The sequence below is a fragment of the Verrucomicrobium sp. 3C genome, assembly GCF_000379365.1.
GTDB lineage: Bacteria > Verrucomicrobiota > Verrucomicrobiia > Methylacidiphilales > Methylacidiphilaceae > Methylacidimicrobium.
In genome coordinates, this window is the sequence record NZ_KB901875.1 from 797,675 (window position 1) to 817,738 (window position 20,064).

Consider the following 20,064-nt stretch of genomic DNA (forward strand, 5'->3'; position numbering starts at 1 on the left):
CTCATGGATTATCGTAACACGGTCCTTCTGCCGCGCACCTCCTTCCCGATGCGCGCCGAGCTACCCAAACGAGAACCGCTCCTGCTCGAGCGGTGGCGTCGGGAAAATCTTTACGATCAGATCCTCCAGGCGCGCAGCTCGGGGCCCCGATTCATCCTGCACGACGGCCCGCCATTTGCGAACGGAAGCGCTCACCTGGGGCACGCCCTCAACAAAACGCTAAAGGACCTAGTTCTCAAGTCGCGGAACATGATGGGCTTTTTGGCTCCGTATCTTCCCGGCTGGGACTGCCACGGTCTTCCGATCGAAGCGAAAGTGATGGCGGACCTTCCTCCCGACGGGCGGGACCCGCTGACGATCCGGCAGCGCTGCGCGGCCTATGCTCTCCATTACATCGGCATCCAGCGCGAGCAGTTCGAGCGACTCGGTATTTTCGCCGACTGGCAGCGGCCTTACCGCACGTTGGATCCCGGTTACGAGGCGGAGGTTCTGCTTCTTTTTGCCGACCTCGTAGAGAAGGGATTGGTCTTCGAAGGACTCCGCCCCGTCTTCTGGAGCACCGGCTGTCGAACCGCGCTTGCGGAAGCCGAGGTGGAATACCAGCCACGAACCGATCCTGCGATCGACATCGAGTTCCCTCTCCTGGCAGAGAGCTGCCGGGAACGCAATCTGCCCGAGGAGACGAAACTCCTGATCTGGACAACCACTCCCTGGACGCTACCCGCCAACCTTGCCGTCGCCTTGAATCCCGATCTCTCGTATGGTCTCTACAAAGCTGGCGACCGACACCTCCTCGTGGCAGAAGCCCGAGTGCATTTCCTGCCCGGATTGGAGAACGCGCCCTGCGTGCGCCGCTTCGGGAGCGGCGCCGAATTGCTCGGGCTCCGTTACCGCCATCCGCTGCTGCCCCGCAACGGGTTGGTCTATCCCGCCAATTTCGTGACGGGAGAGAGTGGCACTGGGTTCGTCCATATTGCTCCCGGTCATGGCATGGAGGATTACCTCCTAGGCCAGGAGCACGGGCTGCCTCCGCTCTCCCCTGTCGACGACGACGGGCGATTCACCGAAGAATGCGGCCTTCCCGAACTCGTGGGTCTTACCGTTTGGGAAGGCAATTCCCGGATCATCGCTTTGCTCCAGCGGGCCGGCTTGCTTTGGGCAGAGCACGCCTACCTCCACGACTATCCGCACTGCTGGCGATCGAAAACCCCCATTGTCTTCCGTTCGGTTCGGCAGTGGTTCATCCACGTAAAAGCTTTTCAACCGGAGGCTCTCCGCCAGATCGACGCAGTAGAATGGCTTCCTCCTCGGGCACGCAACCGCATCCGTGGCGCGGTCGAGAGCCGCCGGGACTGGTGCATCTCCCGTCAGAGGTCCTGGGGCATCCCGATTCCGGTGTTTTACCGGCAGGACGGGAGTGCCGTACTTGAGTCGGAAGTGATCCGCAAACTCGCGCGAATGGTGGCCCATAGCGGAACGGATGTCTGGTATGCGACCGACGAGGAGACTCTCGCGCGGCAACTTGGGCTGCCGGCGGGGCTGCGGAAAGGAATTGACACTCTCGACGTCTGGATCGACTCCGGTTCGAGCCATGCGGCCGTTCTGGCTCCCCGCGGCGAGTTTCCGGCAGACCTCTACTTGGAAGGAAGCGACCAGCATCGTGGTTGGTTCCAGTCCTCCCTGCTGCTATCGGTCGCCCGATGGGGAAAAGCTCCCTACCGGACGGTCTTGACCAATGGCTTCGTTATGGATCTCGACGGCAGGAAGCTCGCCAAAAGGGAAGGTGCCCGCAGCCTCTCCGACTTCTTCGTCCAGTATGGTGCGGACCCCTTGCGCCTCTGGGTGGCGAGCGAAGATTACCGGAATGACGTCCCCTTTTCCCAGGAGATCCTCTCGCGCATCTCCGACACCTATCGACTCTTGCGCAACGCCTTTCGCATCCTCCTGGCCAATCTCCATGATTTCGATCCTGCCCGACACCCGGTCCGCGAAGAGGAGTTTCCGGAACTCGACCGGTACATGGCCGACCGCCTGCGGGCGCTTGTTCGGACGGTTGTCGAGGCCTACCGCCGCTACGACTTCCCAGCCGCCTATCATGCACTCACCCGCTTCTGTTCGACCGAGCTTTCCGCTTTTTACATTGACGTGCTCAAGGATCGGCTCTATTGCGACGCCCCTGAGGGACTCGCCCGGCGCGCCTCTCAAACTCTTCTCTACCGAATGGCGGAAAGCCTCTTCCGTCTGGCTGCGCCCATGATCCCGTTTACGGCAGAGGAAGCTTGGCAGTCCCTGGGTAAGAGCGGGTCCATCCATCTGGAGCTCTTTCCGCCGGAAGAGACCCCGAGAGGGGACCTCCCCTTCTCCGAACGCTGGACTCACATTCTGGAGCTCCGAAGCCTTGTCAACGAGGCCCTGGAAGGGAGCCGACGAGCCAAGGAAATCGGGAAGGCCTTAGAAGCCGAAGTGGAAGTGCATACGCCCCATTTCCTCGCAACGGACGAAGGACTGCTCGCTGAAGTCTTTCTCGTCTCCCGAGTGCGCGTTCTCCCGGAAGCTCAGGTTGCGATACGCGTTCGACGCGCCCCGGGTCGACAGTGCGCGCGCTGCTGGAAATATTCCGAAGATCTCGGGCAGACCGATCCGGATCATCCCGATCTCTGTCGACGCTGCTCCCTGGTGGTCCGGACAACGGGAAGGAGCGGCTAGCCTCTGTCTCACAAAGTTCGTGAGCCGAGGCGCGGCGAATAGGCCTGGGATGCAAGGCCTATTTCGAAAGCCGCAGGAGAACGCTTGGGAGACAGGCAGGCTATCCGCCCCACGGCCGAAGAAACGCCTCGTCCGAAGTGAGGAAACCGTTGGAGGGATCCGGCTCCCGGGAGTCATCAAACCTGGGAATGCTCTGGCCAACCGTCTCGTCCTCCGGCTGGTTTCTGCTGATGTGCACGGGCGTTCCCACTTCCACGAGCCGGTAGAACTGGCTTGCCGCCGTCCCGTGCAACCGCAGGCAGCCGTGCGTACGCGGCTCTATCCAGACAAAGCCCTCGTGAAAGCCATATCCCGGGAAAAACTCCACCCAGTAGGGCATAGGATATCCGACGTAATGCCATCCGGAACCCGGAGATCCGCCCCTTCCGCTTTCGGTGGGGACGACACGGCTTCCATTCACCCAAAACCCGTATGAGCCCGACCGTTTCCTCTCCAGCTTCTGGTTGACTCGAAACGATCCCGTCGGGGTTGCATGTCCGGGCTTCCCTACGTTCGTGGCGGCGGCCCAGACCACTCGCCCTCCGTCCAGGACGTAAACCGCCTGGTTTTCAAGCGAGACTTTCACGACCCGGTCGGACGGAATGAGCCCATCGGGAACGGCGCCCCACGCGACTCGCCCGCTGCTTCCTCGACTCGCCGTGTTGCCGTGGCTGGCGCACCCAGGGAGCAGGAAGGAACATCCCAAAAGGAATAGCGCAATCGCCGCCAGCTTCTGCCACTTTCCGCGTGAAGGTATCACCTCCTCGGGATGAGAGAACATAAGAAACGCTCAACCTTTGTCAAAACATGCAAGCCGAGTCAAGTCTCGTTCCCGTCGCAACTTCCAAAAAGAGAGGCGGGGGTGGGAATTGAACCCACGCATGGGGCTTTTGCAGAGCCCGGCCTTACCACTTGGCTACCCCGCCGGAGAAATCGCACGGCAACCGGCTCCGGCAGAAGAGTGAAGCTTACGTAGTCTACGGGCGATCGGCAAACAAGAACTCATAATCGCGGAGATACTGGGCGAAGACGTCATTGCCGTACATCACCCGAGCGGTCTGCAATAAATCCTTTTGATCCCTTGGCTCCCGCCTGTCGCGACCTTGGAAAATAGCCGCCTTTGCAAAATAATAGGCCGGATTTGCTTCGTCAAAAGGGCTCAACCGTGCCAGAAGCCGCTCCGCCGCGCCCAAGTCGCCTAGCATGACCTGACAATAAAGCATCTTGAGAATGATGTCCTTGTCGCCCGGCTCCCGCAGAAGCGCCTCGTTGTACAGACGGAATGCCTCGGCAAACCGCCGCTGCTCAAAGGCCAGATCCCCGGAGACGAGTAGCGCCGGGCCGAACTGCGGCTTTCGCCGAAGGGCCTCGCCAAGCATGGTTTCTGCGCCCGCGTAGTCCTTTTTCTTGAGCAAGATCTTGGCCGTTAACACCAAGCCGCGCGGATCGTCCGGATCGATCCGGCGCGCCTGATCGACCGCCTCCTGGGCAGCCCGCCAATCTTTTCGATGAAAGGCAACGAGCGCATCCTGATAGGCCTGCGCGAAGAGCACCTTCTGCTCGTCAGAGGCAGCCCAGGCCGCACTCCCGCTGAAAAGAACCCCGAGGGCTGCCAGGAGGATCCCAGCAGATAGACGAGAGAGCTTCCTAGCCGCCATTTCTCACAAATTTCGTAGCCGAGGCATCGCAAATCGGCTTGGATGCGAGGCGTGGCGTCGGTTTTCCACCGGAGCTGTATGAGGAGGACATACTGCAAGGATGGAAAACCAAGCCCAACGAAACAGACAAGCCTATTGTGCAAGCCGGAGGAGAAAGCTTGGGAGAATTGGCGGCCAGCCTGCATGTCTCACAAAGTTCGTGCCCGAAGCGCGGCGGATTAACCTGGATGCAAGGGGCGGGGCGCAGGTTTTCCCCCGAAGTTGTACGACGACATACTGCGAGGAGGGAAAACCAAGTCCCAACGAAGCAGCCGGGTCCGTTACGCAAGTCGCAGGAGAAAGCTTGGGAGACACGCAGGCCAAATCCTCTCATCCGTCGCGAACCCAATAGAGCCGCTGGTCGATTGCCTGAATACGGCCCGCCGGAAGCGTCTTGTCGCCGGAAAGCAGCCGTTCGACGATCTTTTCCTTGGCTCCTCCCGCAACGAGAAACCAGACGGAGCGGGCCGCATCGAGACAGGGATAGGTCAGGGTCAGCCGGAGCGGGCCCTCCGCTCCCGGAGGGGGATTTGGAGCGGCATAGGAAACCCGTTCTTCGAGCGCCGGGCTGCCCGGGAAAAGGGATGCGGTGTGTCCGTCCCCTCCGACTCCCAGCAGAATCAGGTCGAAAGCGGGAGGATCACCCAACTCCCGCCGCAAGGCGTTGTCGTACAGCCGAGCCGCCTCCAACGGCTCCACTCCCCCGTGCCAACTTTTCAGCCGAAGGCGTGCGCCCGCGGGAGCCCCCAAGCTGCTACGGATCATCCCCTCGTTGCTCCTCGAATCGGTGACGGGCACCCAGCGCTCGTCGCCGATCCACCAGTCGATTCTTTCCCACGGCAGATCGAGTCCTGCCCAGTGACGATAGAGGGGGATCGGGGTGCTTCCTCCGGAGAGCGCGACATGAAACGGCCGATCCGGCGGTCGGGTTTCGGAGAGCAGAACTCGAAAATCGCCCGTCAGGCGATCGAGCCAAGCTTCCCGCTCGTGAAAGGAAAAAACAGAGATCGCCATCCCTACTCCCGTACCGATTCTTCCTCCTCCTCGCAGGGGGGATCTCCCCATCGCCGTCCCTCTCGGCGTAAAAGCTCCTCTGCCTCCACCGGCCCCATCGAGCCAGGAGCATAAAGGGGAAGCCGATCGAGCTCCTCCTCTTGCCAAGCCTCCAACACCGCATCCACGATTCGCCATGCATGCTCGACCTCATCGGATCGGGTAAAAAGGGTCGATTCCCCGATGAGAGCATCCAAGAGCAGGCGCTCGTAGGCCTCTGGGAAGTAGTGATCGTGGCGCCGGTAGTAAAAGTCCATCCGCGCCTCTTCGATCAATGGCTGCGCCGGCACCTTCGTGTTGAAGAGCAGGTGTATCCCCTCGGTCGGCTGGATGCGGATCTTGAGCCAATTCCGAGCGATGTGCTTTAGATTGTGCGCGAAAAGTACGCACGGAGGGCGCTGGAAGACAATGCAGATCTCGGTATACTGGCAGCTGAGCGCCTTTCCGGTGCGGAGATAGAAAGGGACCCCGGACCAGCGCCAGTTATCGATCTCCAGACGGACGCAGACGTAGGTCTCCGTCAGCGAGCGGCGGGAGACGCGATCCTCCTCCCGGTAAGGACGAACCGTCTTCGCTCCCAAAATTCCGGGGCCGTATTGGGCGCGCACGCTGTTTCGCAGAACCTCCTCCGAACTGGGCGTCGGGACCGAACGGAGCACCTTGACCTTTTCATCGCGAATCGATTCCGCCTCCAAGGAAGCGGGAGGCTCCATCGCGATCAAGGTGAAGAGCTGCATCAAGTGATTCTGCAGCATGTCCCGGGAGGCGCCGGCCATGTCGTAGTAGCCGCCCCGGGAGCCAATCGTCTGGGTCTCCGCCACGGTAATCTGCACATGGTCGATATACCGCCTGTCCCAAAGAGGCTCGAAGATCGAGTTGCCGAAACGGAAGTAGAGGAGATTTTGAACGTTCTCTTTTCCCAGATAATGGTCGATGCGGAAGATGCACCGCTCAGGAAAAACCTGGTGCAAGGTCGCATTGAGATTGCGAGCAGAAGGAAGATCGGTTCCAAAGGGCTTTTCCACGATCAATCGCCGAGAGCCGTTCACCTCAGGGCCCGCATGGAGACCTGCCTTCCCAAGGTTTTCCGCCACCACCGAGAAGAAATTGGGGGCGATCGCCAAATAAAAGAGATGATTCTGCCCAAAGGCACCCGCTTCGGGCAATCCTCGAAGGCGTTCCGCCAGCCTCTGATAGTCATCAGGGTTCGAAAGGTCGCCCTTGTGGTAGTAGATATGCGGCTCCAACGCTGCCCACACCTCGTTGTCAATGGGCTGAGTATGGGAAAAATCCGCTAGAGATTGCCGGAGCCCCTCTCGAAACTGCTGCTCGGATTGCTCCCGCCGCGCAAAACCCACAAACGCCATCCCTTCCGGAAGATGTCCGTTTTTCTTGAGGTGATAAAAGGCAGGAAGAATCTTTCGATGAGTAAGATCCCCGGATGCCCCGAAAATGACGACCGCGGTCGGAGGGACCTTGCCCCCCACCGTCTGTCCAAGCGATACTGGCTGGCGTACCGTCATCCCCTCTTCGGTAGAACTCCGCTTCGCTACTAAGTAGCACGTTCCCCTTGCCTATGTCGAGCAACCGACACCTCCTGCCCACGGGCCGTTCGAAAGGTGCCTCTTCCTAGCCTGCATGTCTCACGAAGTTCCTACCCGAGGCGCGGCACACAGGCCTGGATGCAAGGCAGGACGTAGGTTTTCCCCCGGAACTGTATGACGACATCCTGTGAGGAAGGCCAAAAACCCAAGTCCCAACGACGCGGCCGAACCCAGTTCGCAAGCCGCAGGAGAACGCTTAGGAGACAGGCAGGCTACGAGGTCGGGAGGCGGAACCAGTGGTAGAGCATGAAATAGACAAGCACCCCGGTAACCGACACGTACATCCAGGATGGCCAAAGAAGCCGGGTGACTCTGGCGTGTGCAGCAAAACGCCCCTTGGCTGCGAGGTAGAGCGCCGTAAGGATCGCGGGAAGGTTCACGATCGCAAGCAGGGTGTGCGAGGTGAGAATCGCAAAGTAGAGAGGCCGCGACCAGTCGTGACGAGGAAACGCGGTCGCCCCGTGGAACCAATGATAAAAAAGGTAGCAGGCTAGAAAGACCATTGAGGTAGCAAAAGCCGCTACCATGCAGTTGCGATGATGGGCGATCTGCCTCCGCTTGATTGCTACAAACCCGGCCATCAAAAAGCATGCGGTCAGAGCATTGAGGCTGGCGTTGACCGCGGGGAGCTCCGAGAGAGAGATCACCTGTCTCCAGCCTGGGATGGAAGAGTCGCTTCTCTCATCGCTCCGGGCCGCTCATCAAGGAGTTGACGAATGTCCTGGGCCACCCTTGCCGGGGTGCTGGACTTCAATCCGTCATAATAGGAACGGATGCGTCCCGCAGCGTCGACGAGAGCAAATTGCGTTGAGTGGAAAACAGGTCCTTCTTCGGCTGGACGGTTCGGAGGATTTTCTCCCACGGCAAAGGCAAAACTCTCCGATGCCAAGAGCCAAATCTCCTTGACGCCACCCGTCAGGAATAACCACTTGGCCGGATTGGCTCCGTGGGCTTCCGCATAGCGCTGGAGCACCGACGGCGTATCTGTTCTCGGATCGACCGAGATCGAAACCAGCCGCACATTCGGCAGGTTCGCCACGAGATCTTGAATCTCCTTCATTCGAAGCGTCTCCGCTGGGCAAGGTCCCGGACACGACGTATAGATGAAATCCGCCACCCAGACTTTCCCTTTCAAGTCTTCCCGAGTCACTATCTTGCCCAACGAATCGGTCAAGGCAAAGGGCAGGACCCGACGCAGCACGGGAAGCGCCATGCCTCCCTGCTTTCGATGGAGAAGCGCGTAGTAACCCAGGCTCAGGAACAGGGAGAGAAGAACGGCCGCCGCTAGCCCGAAGGGGATCAGACCAACGCCGGAACGCGGTTTCACGGTTTCGCTCATGGATGCTTCACTCGGACCCGGTCAGTGATGACGACTGCCGCCAGCCCGACCGCAGCCGTAAAGAGAAGAGTAATGGCTCCAAAGAGCCAAAGAGATGCGCTCGACCGTCCCGGCCACAATGCCGCCCGCAGAAGCTCCAACCCATAATAGAGGGGGTTAGCGTGAATAATTGCGCGCATCCAGCCGACCGATCCGTCCGGCGGAAAAAGCGCTCCGGAGAGAAGCCAAAGAGGCATTAATAAAAGGTTCATTAGAGCATGATATCCTTGGACCGAGTCAAGCGGCCAAGCGAGCAGATAGCCGATCCCGGTGAGCGCGAGTCCCAACAGGCAGAGCGTTGCCACGACGAGGGCAAATGAACCCAGAGAGAAGTGGAGGCCCAGAGGAAGCGCCAAGAGGTAGATCAGCAGACATTGGAGGACGCTGAGGGTCATCCCCCCCAGGAGCTTCGCCGCAACCACGGCCGACCGGGGGACAGGAGCCACGAGCACCGCCTGCAAAAAGCCTTCCCGGCGGTCTTCGATCAAGGAGATGGTCGAGAAGATCGCGGTGAATAGGACGACCAGAAGCAGCATCCCGGGAAAGAAGTAGGAAAAGTAGTCGCCGGAGCTGGTTCCGCCGGTACGAAAGGAACTCCCGACTCCGGAGCCGATCAGGAACCAGAAGACCAACGGGGTACCCAATGCCCCCACGACTCGGTTCTTTTGCCGCAGGAACCGGACGACCTCCCGCTTCCAGAGCGTATAAACGCCCAAGCCGAAGCTTCCAGAAACGATGCTACTGGTCCGAGATTCCATTCGATTCCGTGTTTTGGCTCTCGAAATGATGCCCGGTCAAATGAAGAAAGACATCCTCCAGGGAAGGCTGCGAGACCGTAAGAGCGGTGACCTCAGCGCCGAATCGCTGCAAGAGGCTGGCGGCGTCCCGCATCGCGTCCTCAACCGACTCCTCGGAACGCGGCTCGATCCGCAGCATCCCGTCGACACGGCGAATGAGCCGGCCCGCCCAAAGCTGCTTGAGCTCGCCCTCGATTTCCGAAAGCTTCGGTGACCGGATCGAGAGCACCGATCCCGGAATGAGCGCGCGAAGGCGGCTCGGTGTTTCCCAGGCCACTCGTTTTCCGCGGTCCAAGATCAAAAGTCGATCGCATCGCTCCGCTTCGTCCAGCAGGTGGGTCGTCACGAGAATCGTCAACCCCTTCTGCTCCTTCAGGGCGAAAAGATGGCGCCAGAAGTCCCGTCGTGCCACCGGGTCGATCCCTGTGCTGGGCTCATCCAAAAGCAGCAGTTCCGGCTCGTGGAGAAGCGCCTTGGCGATCTCCACCCGCCTCTGCTGCCCACCCGAAAGGGTTTCCACCAGATCCCCCGCCCTCTCTTCCATGCCGAAGAGCCGCAGCAGATCCTCGACCCTCTTTCGCAACTCGTTTCCCCGCAACCCGTAAAGATGGCCTTGATGAAAGACGTTTTCCGCCACCGTCAGCTTCTTGTCGAGGCTGGGGGATTGGAAGACGATGCCCATCCGCCGGCGTGCGGCAGCCGCTTGCGCTGGATAGACGTAACCGGCCAGGGTGATCATCCCCGAGGGCGCCGCGTAAAGAGTGGAAAGCAGGCGGAAGAGGGTCGTTTTTCCACTTCCGTTCGGGCCCAGGATCCCGATAAGGTCCCCCTTCTCCACTTGAAAGGAGACGCGGTCGAGCACCGCGCGGTTCCCATACGCATAGGATAACCCATTTACAGAGAGGGCGCTCTCTTTGGCGACCGTTGTGGCCTGCATTTCTCGCAATGTTGCTCCTACGGCTGGCGAAGTGATCCTTGCCTTCTCTCCTTGCCCCATTCCCAGTTTGCGCTCGGAAGAAAGGCCCGTGCGGCACCTCGCCTCCCCGCCGCTTTACGGCGCATCGGACACGGAAACGGTGAGATTTGCAGGTTGGACGCAAGCCCGGACATTCCTGCTAAGTTGAAAGCGAATCCGCCATCCTGTCAAATGTTTAGCGACTCTCCGCTAACCCGCTCGCCTGCCTGTCTCACAAGCGTTCTCCTGCGGCTTGGGAGAAATGGCCGCTAGGATCCCACAGTCGGAACTTGCGCTTGCGCCCGAAGGAGTCCCCAGACAATTTCCGCCGCGCGGGCGGCAGCGCCCACATTCTTCGCAAAGACCGCATGCGCTCTCTTTCCCAATTCCCATCGCATGGCGCCGGAGGAGAGAAGCTCCTCTAGGAGACCGCCTAGCTCCGCCCGATCGGTGGCTTGGAGGATGGCTCTCTCCCTCCGAAATTCCCGAACCAGCATTCCGAAATTCTCCATGTTTGGCCCGACGAGAATCGGCTTTCCGGCACAAGCAGCCTCCAAAAAGTTCTGCCCCCCATGAGCGCAGAGGCTCTTTCCGATGAAGACGACGGTTGCTTTTTCGTAGAGGAAGCGGAGCTCTCCTGTGGTATCCAAAAGAAGCGCGTCCGGAGGAACGCACCGCGGCGAACCCTTCCCCAATTCGGTGCGCGAGAGGACGGAAAGGCCGGATCTCTCGCAAAGCGCCCGGATTTCCGTGGCCCGCTCCACGTGCCTCGGCGCAAGAATCAGGCGCAAATTCGGATGGCGACGTCGCGACTCCCGATAGAGGTCGACCATCACCTCCTCTTCCCCTGGATGGGTGCTGCCCGCCAAAAGGATGAGGGTGTCCGCCGGCCACCCGCACCGCTCCCACCAGGAGCAGCGGCAATCCTGCCCTCGGCTCCCCAGGTCGGCGACGTCATACTTGAGATTCCCCGTCACGAAGATCGCCTCCGGGGGAAAGCCAGCTCCAATCAAGCGGTCCAGGTCCTCCGGAGCCTGTGCGCATACCAGCGAGAGCTCATGTAAAATGGATCGGAAGATCTTCGGGAAGCGTCGATACCATCGCTCCGTCCGAGGCGAAAGCCGAGCATTGAGCAGGACGACCGGAACCCGCCGCCGGTTGGCTTCCCAAAGATAATTAGGCCAGACCTCCGTTTCCACAAGGATTAGTGCCCGAGGACGCAACAGGGCGAATGCCCTCTTCACGGCATCGGAGAGATCGATCGGGCTCCAGAGAACGATCGTTTCTGAATCCGCCACCTCCAGCGCCACCCTCCGCCCCGTGATCGTCGTCACCGTCAAAGCGACTCGGAGGGTTGGGGACCTCCTCCTCAGCTCCCGAATCAGCGCGAGCGCCACAAGCACTTCTCCGACGCTCACGGCATGAATCCAGAGGTCTACTCCAGCACCGACCGCCTCTCGCGTCGGACGCGCATAGAAAGCCATCCGCTCAGCCAACCCCTCTCGGGGGTTTCCCCGCTTGGAGAGGCGGAAAAGATAATACGGGCTGGCCAGGCCCGCAATGACCGGAAAGGCCAGCCGGTAACACCAACGCAGCAGAGGAACCTTCACGAGAGAGCGCCAACCGAGCATGCTTGGCAAGCCGCTGGAGAACGCTTGGGAGACATGCAGGCTATGCCCGGGGATGGGCCGCTTGATAGACTTCCCGCAACCGCTGCGTGGAGACCCCCGTATAGATCTGAGTGGTAGAAAGACGAGCGTGGCCCAATAGTTCCTGGACGCACCGCAGATCCGCTCCGTTATTGAGCAGGTGCGTTGCGAAGCTGTGCCGCAGCTTATGCGGGCTATACGCGCCCTCCAGGCCCGATTCCGTCAGATAGAGCCGGAAAGCCGACTCGATGAAGCGGGGAGAGAGAGGCTTACCTCGCCCAGACACAAAAAGCGCATCGGCCTGATAGGGACAAAGCTCCAAATAATGAAGGATCGCCTCGGTCGCGGTGGGGCCCAGCGGGCAGATGCGTTCCTTCCCTCCTTTTCCGAGAACCTGGACCAGTTGCTGCTCTGAATCGAAATCCTTGCGGCGCAACCCCGTTAATTCCCGAAGACGCAGTCCGGCCCCATAGAGCACCTCGAGCCAAGCTTTGTCCCGCCACATCTGCCACTCTTTCCAGGCCGGGCCGCGAACCGATCGGCGCTTCTCTCGATCCGCCCACTTCCTCCGCGGCGCCTCCAGAAGCCACAAAACCTGTTCCTGTGAGAAGAAGATGGGCAGGCGACGAGCCAGCCGAGGAAGATTCATCGCCCGAGCCGGATTGTCCGTCATCTGTTTCCGTTTCACAGCCCTGGCAAAAAAGGAGCGGAGCGCGGCAAAACGAACGCGGATGGAAGCCGCTCCCAAATCGGGACGACGGCAGAGTTCGTAAAGATAATCGCGCAGATCCCGCGGCTCCACCGTCCACCAGGAACTCCCTTTGCGCCGGATGGCAAACTCCCGCAAGGCTTGGCCGTAATTGCGAACGGTAAAGGGAGAATACCCCTTCTGCTCCCGAAGAGCGGCGAGGAAGGTCAGAATTTCCCTCTCCTCGCTCTCCGGTAACTCGGATCCCGGTCGACCCGGCTGCTCCTCTTCGGCTCTCTCCTCATTCCCCCTTCTGCGGACAGCCTGGGCTTGCGTCTTCACTTTGTTGTGGATCCGGTACAGAGCTTACTGTTTGCTGCAGGACTCCGGCCACAAGAAAACGCCTGAGCAACGCCTCCGCCCAGACGGTGGGAGAGAATCGCACTTCCGTTTGGCATGGGCGAAAAAGAGTGTAGACTCCTTCGATTTCCATCGCTCCATGAGATCTAGCCTTCCACCGTCCGACCATGATTTCGAACGCCTTTCCCGAGCGATCCACCTCCTGGGAGATGCCCTCGGCGATGTGATTTCCAGCCTGGAGGGAGCAGAGGTCCTGTCGGTCGAGGAGGAGATCCGATCCCTCGCAAAGGCTAGTCGGGCGGGAGAAGCGGGTGCCTCCGACGCCCTTGCCGAGGCGGTACGCCGGCTCTCTCCGCAAATCGCCTACGAAATCGCCATGGCGTTCACCAGCTACTTCGAACTGGTGAACCTCGCCGAAGAGGACTACCGGATTCACCTCCTGCGCAGTCGGCGGCGTCGACAGTTGGAATCCGGCTTGTTCCCGCGCGCGTCGATCGAGGCGGCCTTGGCAGAGCTCAAGGCCAAGGAAGTCGGACCGGAAGAGATCCAAAGGATCGTGGACAAGCTCCATATCACCCTCGTGGTGACAGCCCACCCCACAGAAGCCAAGCGTCGCACCATCCTCGCGAAGCTTCGCCGGCTGGCCCGGTTTCTCCGCGAGCAGGAGGAAGGCACGCCCGCTCAAAACGCAGATTGGTCTTCCTCCCTGAAGCGCGAGATCGCTTCCTTGTGGCTTACGGATCGCAACCGCACGGAGAGGCCACAGGTCTTGGAAGAGGTTCGGACCGGACTCTGGTTCTTCGATTCTACGCTCTGGGAGGTCCTCCCCGACCTTCAGGCGGAGATGGAAAGATCTCTCTCGGTCCACTATCCGATGGTACGGCCACCGCAGCATTGGATCTCCTTCGGCTCCTGGATTGGAGGAGATCGAGACGGCCACCCATCGGTCACCTACGACATCACTGCGGAAAGTCTCGTTCTTCATCGCAAGCTTGCTCTTTCCAAGATTGCCGAGGCGCTCGATCGGCTCTCCCGTTTCTTGACCATCTCGACGCGGCGGGACCCGTCGGCGACGAAACTGCTCGACCTCTTTTCGCGACGCGAACGCCTCATCCTTCATCGCAACCGGCTCGCTCGCCGCTATCCGAACGAACCCTATCGCCTGCTGCTGGCGGCGCTCCACGAGGAAGTGCTCGAGGCACGCGACCGCACCCTCTCCTCGGATCTGCTCGATTTCTTCGGCCCCCCGCCGGAGCCCGATCTCACGCTTGGCAGCCTTTCGCGCGAATTCGACTCCATCGCCGAAACACTCCAAAAAGGCCGAGCCCCCATGCTTGCCGACGGCGACGTGCTCAAACTCCGCCGGCAACTCAAAACCTTCGGCCTGCACGCGACCACCCTCGACATCCGCCAACATTCCCGTGTTCATGAAGAAGCGCTCGACGAGCTGTTGCCGCTCTTGGGTTACGGGGAGAACTACTCGCGCCTGGCCGAAACGCAAAAACAAGCAACCCTCTCCTCGCTCCTCCGGCAACCTCCGCCTTCCGACCTCCAAGCGTGCTGGGACCGCTGCCGCCAGGCAGGCCGCGATGTCCTGGGTTCTCTTTTGACGGTCGGGCGAGCTCGGACGCTCTATGGACAGGAGTGTGTGGGCGCCTATGTGATCAGCATGACGCGGGAACTCTCCGATGTCCTCGAGGTGCTTTTCCTCTGCCACCTCGCGCAGGTCGACCTCGCCATCGCACCCCTTGTGGAGACTCTGGAGGATCTTTCCGCGGCACCCTCGATCCTGGGGGACCTTTTCGCGCATCCGGCTTATCGGTCGCGCCTGGAGCAACAGGGTGGCGGGCAGATCGTGATGCTGGGCTATTCGGACAGCAACAAGGACTGCGGATATCTCGCTGCGAGTTGGGCGCTCTACAAGGCACAGGACGCTATCGTCGAAGTTTGCCGACAAAATGGAGTGAGCCCCACGCTCTTTCACGGTCGCGGTGGAACGATCGCCCGAGGAGGAGGGCCTGCCGCGCAAGCCATTCTTGCTCAGCCGTGCGGCCTCGTCGAAGGCAAGATCCGCATCACCGAGCAAGGCGAGGCGCTCTCCACGCGCTACCACGATCCGGACATCGCCTTTCGCATCCTGCAACAGATCACCTACGGAACCCTGACCGGAGTCCACGCGTCCAGGGAGCCGTCGCGTCTTCCCGCTCGCTGGATCGATGCGATGGACCAGATTGCGGCGCAAAGCGTTCTCCTCTATCACGGGCTCGTACGCGACGATCCCTCCTTTCTGCAATTTTGGCGGGAAGCGACTCCGATCGACGAGCTGCGGCTGCTCAACCTCGGCTCCCGACCAGCCGTTCGCTCTCGGATCGACACCCTCGACGAACTGCGGGCCATTCCCTGGGTTTTCTCTTGGATTCAGAGCCGCTTTGTCGTGCCAGCATGGTATGGCATGGGCGCCTTGAACTCCTTTTGCCAAAGCTCCTCGGAAGCCCTTGCCCTCCTTCGGGAAATGTACGAAGAATGGCCTTTTTTTCGCACCACCTTGGACAATGCACAGCAATCCCTCGCCAAGACGGATATGAGTATTGCCGCACGCTACGCTTCGCTCGTGCGCGATCCCCAAGTCCGGGAGCGGGTTTTTTCGAAGATCCGCGCCGAATACGACCGTTCCGTCTCCTCCGTACTGGCCATCGCTCAGGTCGCGGCATTGCTGGATCGCGAGCCGGTCCTGCAACGTTCGATCCGGCTCCGGAATCCCTACGTCGATCCGCTCAATTATCTCCAAGTCGAGATGATCCGCCGTCTCCGCTCGCTCGGAACGGGACAGGAGGATGACGAGCACGCGCTTCGGCGGGTGATCGAACTGACGGTAAACGGGATTAGCGCTGGGCTCCGAAACACCGGATAGCCACCTTGTCGTTCGCGGGCCATACGCTTATGCCACGATAAATGGATTTGCATTTTTTCAGGATCGCTGCAAAAATGATGAGATGGCGGCAAAGCTACACCGAGTAGGGGCTCCGGGGATTGGCGAATCCCACGATTCGCTTCACCCTCACCACCGCCGAGACATGACTATGGGTCTCATCCTGATCATCGTGATCGGCTATCTCTTTCTGATGGCCTTCGTGACCTTCCACCACCTTCTCATTCTTGTCCTGCCGGAGAATCCCGCTCCTTCCCCCATCTCCCCTTCCGTGCCCCTTTTCTAGCGTGCCTATCTCACAAGCGTTCTCCTGCGGCTTGCGAAATGGGTACGAACTTTACGAGATAGGCATGCTAGCCGTTTTTCGCAGGGACAAGCTCTGCGAGTTGCGCTTTCCAAGCGTCGTCTCTCCGCGGTTCGTCGATCCGGGCAAGGCGAGTCAGCGAATGTCGGCTACGGAATTTGTGTGAAATGGCGGCTAGTCTTCGGATTGAGTTCGCAATCCCGGGACGAGGCGCTTTCCCCAGGATCGGAAGCCTCGGACCGGGAGAGGAAGGAGCGATTGACCGCATTGAGATAGGCCCGGACACTCGCCTCGACCACATCGGTCGACGCCGCTTTCCCGGTGAGGAACCTGCCTTCGCCGAAGTCGACCCGCACGGTCACCTCGCCGATGGCGTCTTTCCCCTCGGTAACCGCTTCCACGCGATATTCGACCAAGTGCCCTCGCCGTCCGCTAATCCGGTCGATCGCCTTCATTGCTGCGTCTACGGAGCCACCGCCGACCCCGGCGTCGGTCAAGACCGCGTCTCCCTTGCGCAAGCGGACGGTGGCTGTGGGGACTCCCTGAAATGCCGTCGATACGCTCCAGTAGACGAGCTCAAAGGTCTCCTGGATCCGCGTGATCTGTCCCTCGGCAAGAGCGACCAGATCGTCGTCGTAGACGAATTTCTTCTTGTCTCCGATCTCCTTGAATTTGCCGAAAATCGCATCGATCTCGTCTCGGCTCAGCCCAAACCCAAGGGTGATGAGCCTTTTTTCCAAGGCGGCTCTCCCGCTATGCTTGGTGAGAGGCAGTTCCGTTTCGCCCCATCCGATCTCTGTCGGGTCCATGATCTCATAGGTTTCCCGCTTTTTGAGCACTCCGTCCTGATGAATGCCCGCGCTATGGGCAAACGCATTTTCCCCGACCACTGCCTTGTTCCGTTGGACGTGGAGACCCGACATGCGGGCCACCAATCGGCTGGTCCGGACGATCTCCTTGGCATGAATGCCTGTTTCCAGCCCCCCGAAAGCATCGCGCCGCGTATTGAGCGCCATCACGATCTCCTCGAGCGCGGCATTGCCCGCTCGCTCTCCGATCCCGTTGATCGTTCCTTCGACCTGCCGAGCCCCGGCCTGGATCGCGGCCAGCGAATTGGCAACCGCCAAGCCGAGGTCGTCGTGACAATGGACGCTCAATACGGCTCCCCCGAGGTTGGAAACCCCTTCCTGAATCATTCGGATCCGCTCCGCAAACTCTCCGGGCGTCGTGTACCCCACCGTATCCGGGATGTTGATCGTCGTCGCTCCCGCGGCGATGGCCTCCGTCACGATCCGCAGCAGGAAATCAGGCTCTGTCCGTGTCGCATCCTCCGGAGAAAATTCCACATCCTCCACCAAGCTGCGAGCATGGCGGATCGCCTCGACGGCGATGCGGACAATCTCCTCCTGGCTCTTCACCAGCTTGTGCTGGCGGTGGATGGTCGAGGTCGCCAGGAAAACATGGATCCGTCCGCGCTTGCCGGCCGGCCTCAGCGCCTCACCCGCCGCCTGGATGTCTCCGGGAATACAGCGAGCCAGTCCGCAGATCTTGGGCCCATCGATCTGCTCGGCAATTTCCCGGACCGAGTCGAAGTCGCCTTGGCTGATCACCGGAAAGCCCGCCTCGATGACGTCCACGCCCAGCCGCGCTAACTGCCTAGCCACTTCGAGCTTTTGCCGAGGCGCCATACTGGCTCCGGGACACTGCTCTCCATCCCGCAATGTCGTGTCGAAGACAATCACTCGGTTGAAAGATTTCATTCGATTGGCTTTCCGCCCCCCGTCTCGAAGGCCGCCTGCGCTCCCGATACATCCCGCTTCTTCAGCCACGGCATGAGGGAGCGCATCCTCGCGCCCACCAGTTCGATCGGATGATCCGCTCCTTGTTGCAACAGTTCCTTGTAACGCTTCTTCCCGCCTTCGGTCTCCGCGATCCATTCCCGCGCGAAGCTTCCGTCCTGGATGCGGCCTAGGACCTTGCGCATGGTTTCACGCACATGCTCGTCGATGATTTGCGGACCGACCGTGACATCGCCCCACTTTGCCGTCTCGGAGATCGAGAAACGCATTCCGGAGATCCCTGCTTCCTGCATCAGGTCCACGATCAGCTTCAACTCATGGAGGCACTCGAAGTAGGCCATCTCCGGCTGATATCCGGCATCGACCAGGGTTTCAAAGCCCGCCTGCACCAGCGCCGTGACTCCGCCGCAGAGCACCGCCTGCTCACCGAAGAGATCCGTCTCCGTTTCCTCTCGGAAGGTCGTCTCGATCACCCCGGCTCGTGCCGCTCCGATGCCGGTGGCCCAGGCGAGTGCGGTCTCCAGCGCCTTCCCGGAGGGGTTCTGTCCGACAGCGACCAGGGCGGGAACCCCTCTCCCCAAGGTGAATTCCCGGCGCACCAAGTGGCCGGGGCCCTTCGGAGCGACCAGAATGACATTCACGTTTGCCGGCGGAGCAATCGTCCGGTAGTGGACAGCAAAACCGTGGGCGAAGCCCAGCGTCTGCCCCGGACGAAGATGCGGAGCGATCTCGGCCGCATATAGATGGGGAATCACGAGATCGGGTGTAGCGAGAAAGAGCACGTCGGCTCTCGCTGTCACCTCCGGGCTGCGGTGGACTGCGAAACCAAGCTCCTGAGCAACGCCGACCGAACGGCTCTTTTCGGGAAGCCCCACGATGACCTCGACTCCGGAGTCCCGCAGATTGAGCGCATGGGCGTGGCCTTGCGATCCGAACCCGATGACCCCAAACACCCGCCCCTGCAACGGAGCCAAGCTCGCTTCCTCTTCCGTATGAATCTTTGCCGCCATAGTCTACTGCTTCCTTCCTATTCGCCTTGCCTTGGCAAGGCGATCTTTCCTGTTCGAGAAATGTCGAGAATTCCAAAAGTGCTCATCAAGTAGAGAAATTTCTCCACTTTACTCTCGTCACCGGTGATCTCGATCGTCAGATCCTCCGGCTCTACGTTCACGATCTTCGCTCGGAAGATGTCGCAAATCTGCATGAGCTCAGCCCGAGAACGCTCGGTGCTCTTCACCTTGACCAGGATCAGCTGACGGTCGATGTACTCGCCTTCGCGAAAGTCCTGCACCGCGATCACGTCCACGAGCTTGTTGAGTTGTCGCGTGACCTGGTCCAAAACCTTGTCGTCCCCTTTGACGACGATCGTCATCCGCGAGACTTTCTCATCATGTGTCGGACCCACATTCAAGGTGTCGATGTTATATCCCCGTCCGCTAAATAAGCCCGCGATCCGGGTCAGCACTCCGAACCGGTTCGCAACCAGCACCGAGATGGTGTGCCGCATTCGCGCCTCCGATTCCTTCGCCGGGACATTGGCCTGTTCCATAAAGAAAAAAACCCGTTTCTCACACGAGGGAGAGACGGGAACGCGATCTGGACGCCGCTACAACCGGACCGCCGCCTCCCTAGGAGGCGGCTAGCTTAGCTGCCGACGCCAGCGTCATCATGACCATTGCTAACCTTTCCCATAAACCTTCGCAGGCTTAGGGTCAAACCAAAACATTGGCGCTTCGCCTTTCCCGCCCACCGTGGCAATTCTCCCACGGGCGCAATGGCGCCGGCGCACACAACGGCTCTGAATCGGAAAGGCCTCGGACCGGCCAAATCCATTTTTCCCCGGTGCCAATCCAAGCCATCCGGCAAAAAGATTACGATCCTTTGCGGAACGCTCGCCATGCCTGCAGCACGGAAAGAAGAAAGAGGCCGCTCAATCCGAAAGCGGCGATTCCTTCGTGATCCCAGAGAAATGCACCGAAGGTCGTTCCCGCCAAAGCAATCGCCAGGATCGGCAAATGGCAAGGGCAGGTCATCACGGCCAGTCCCGCCCACAGGTAGCCGGTGAAGCGCTTTCGTTCCGACGGATTCGCGCTCATCTTCCCCGAC

Annotated in this window: 17 protein-coding genes and 1 tRNA gene; 3 read left to right on the forward strand and 15 right to left on the reverse strand. The window is 60.3% G+C overall.

All coding sequences use genetic code 11. The features are described from left to right. The first annotated feature begins 3 nt into the window (after positions 1-3). Positions 4-2,706, forward strand: coding sequence for an isoleucine--tRNA ligase (ileS, locus tag A37A_RS0104520; RefSeq protein ID WP_018290340.1), 2,703 nt, complete (start codon positions 4-6; stop codon positions 2,704-2,706). A 100-nt stretch (positions 2,707-2,806) separates the two neighbouring features. Here ileS and A37A_RS15810 read toward each other — a convergent pair whose 3' ends face one another. The 11 genes from A37A_RS15810 to A37A_RS0104575 all read right to left on the reverse strand — a co-directional run bounded on the left by A37A_RS15810 (position 2,807) and on the right by A37A_RS0104575 (position 12,908). Continuing rightward, positions 2,807-3,505: a L,D-transpeptidase gene (locus tag A37A_RS15810; protein ID WP_196799497.1), complete on the reverse strand. Its 699-nt coding sequence runs from the start codon at positions 3,503-3,505 to the stop codon at positions 2,807-2,809. A 94-nt stretch (positions 3,506-3,599) separates the two neighbouring features. Continuing rightward, positions 3,600-3,671, reverse strand: a tRNA-Cys gene (locus A37A_RS0104530). A 51-nt stretch (positions 3,672-3,722) separates the two neighbouring features. Beyond that, entirely contained in the window at positions 3,723-4,403 is a 681-nt protein-coding gene (locus tag A37A_RS15815) for a tetratricopeptide repeat protein (RefSeq protein ID WP_018290342.1), read from the reverse strand. Between the two features lie 369 nt (positions 4,404-4,772). After that, a complete protein-coding gene (pgl, locus tag A37A_RS15820) occupies positions 4,773-5,456 on the reverse strand; it encodes a 6-phosphogluconolactonase (protein WP_018290343.1) in 684 nt (227 codons plus the stop codon). A gap of 2 nt (positions 5,457-5,458) precedes the next feature. Then, positions 5,459-7,018 (reverse strand): glucose-6-phosphate dehydrogenase, encoded by a 1,560-nt coding sequence (zwf, locus tag A37A_RS0104545; protein ID WP_020494015.1) that lies wholly within the window; start codon positions 7,016-7,018, stop codon positions 5,459-5,461. A 293-nt stretch (positions 7,019-7,311) separates the two neighbouring features. Further along, positions 7,312-7,746: a DUF420 domain-containing protein gene (locus tag A37A_RS0104550; protein WP_018290345.1), complete on the reverse strand. Its 435-nt coding sequence runs from the start codon at positions 7,744-7,746 to the stop codon at positions 7,312-7,314. Further along, positions 7,743-8,438 (reverse strand): SCO family protein, encoded by a 696-nt coding sequence (locus A37A_RS15825; protein ID WP_018290346.1) that lies wholly within the window; start codon positions 8,436-8,438, stop codon positions 7,743-7,745. The genes A37A_RS0104550 and A37A_RS15825 overlap by 4 nt, the downstream gene beginning before the upstream one ends. Beyond that, positions 8,435-9,235 (reverse strand): ABC transporter permease, encoded by an 801-nt coding sequence (locus A37A_RS0104560; RefSeq protein ID WP_018290347.1) that lies wholly within the window; start codon positions 9,233-9,235, stop codon positions 8,435-8,437. Before A37A_RS0104560 ends, A37A_RS15825 begins: the two co-directional genes overlap by 4 nt. Next, positions 9,216-10,211, reverse strand: a complete 996-nt coding sequence (locus A37A_RS0104565; protein ID WP_020494016.1) for an ABC transporter ATP-binding protein — start codon at positions 10,209-10,211, stop codon at positions 9,216-9,218. Before A37A_RS0104565 ends, A37A_RS0104560 begins: the two co-directional genes overlap by 20 nt. A 287-nt stretch (positions 10,212-10,498) precedes the next feature. Then, positions 10,499-11,839: a 3-deoxy-D-manno-octulosonic acid transferase gene (locus A37A_RS0104570; RefSeq protein ID WP_026195652.1), complete on the reverse strand. Its 1,341-nt coding sequence runs from the start codon at positions 11,837-11,839 to the stop codon at positions 10,499-10,501. Positions 11,840-11,900: 61 nt separating this feature from the next. Further along, positions 11,901-12,908 (reverse strand): tyrosine recombinase XerC, encoded by a 1,008-nt coding sequence (locus A37A_RS0104575; RefSeq protein ID WP_018290350.1) that lies wholly within the window; start codon positions 12,906-12,908, stop codon positions 11,901-11,903. A 157-nt stretch (positions 12,909-13,065) separates the two neighbouring features. On the opposite strand from A37A_RS0104575, the gene ppc reads away from it, so the two are divergent. After that, positions 13,066-15,837, forward strand: a complete 2,772-nt coding sequence (ppc, locus tag A37A_RS0104580) for a phosphoenolpyruvate carboxylase (RefSeq protein WP_018290351.1) — start codon at positions 13,066-13,068, stop codon at positions 15,835-15,837. Positions 15,838-15,919: 82 nt separating this feature from the next. Then, positions 15,920-16,141 carry a hypothetical protein gene (locus A37A_RS19980; protein ID WP_155996477.1) on the forward strand — a complete coding sequence of 74 codons (222 nt, stop codon included), beginning with the start codon at positions 15,920-15,922 and terminating at the stop codon, positions 16,139-16,141. Positions 16,142-16,308: 167 nt separating this feature from the next. Here the strand turns inward: A37A_RS19980 and A37A_RS0104590 are convergent, their stop codons facing one another. From A37A_RS0104590 to merE, 4 genes are all read right to left on the reverse strand, one after another. Continuing rightward, positions 16,309-17,919, reverse strand: coding sequence for a 2-isopropylmalate synthase (locus A37A_RS0104590; protein WP_020494017.1), 1,611 nt, complete (start codon positions 17,917-17,919; stop codon positions 16,309-16,311). Beyond that, positions 17,916-18,968 carry a ketol-acid reductoisomerase gene (gene ilvC, locus A37A_RS0104595; protein ID WP_018290355.1) on the reverse strand — a complete coding sequence of 351 codons (1,053 nt, stop codon included), beginning with the start codon at positions 18,966-18,968 and terminating at the stop codon, positions 17,916-17,918. Before ilvC ends, A37A_RS0104590 begins: the two co-directional genes overlap by 4 nt. A 17-nt stretch (positions 18,969-18,985) precedes the next feature. Continuing rightward, a complete protein-coding gene (gene ilvN, locus A37A_RS0104600; protein WP_026195654.1) occupies positions 18,986-19,465 on the reverse strand; it encodes an acetolactate synthase small subunit in 480 nt (159 codons plus the stop codon). Positions 19,466-19,829: 364 nt separating this feature from the next. Beyond that, positions 19,830-20,054, reverse strand: coding sequence for a broad-spectrum mercury transporter MerE (gene merE, locus A37A_RS0104605; RefSeq protein WP_018290357.1), 225 nt, complete (start codon positions 20,052-20,054; stop codon positions 19,830-19,832). Positions 20,055-20,064 lie beyond the last annotated feature (10 nt).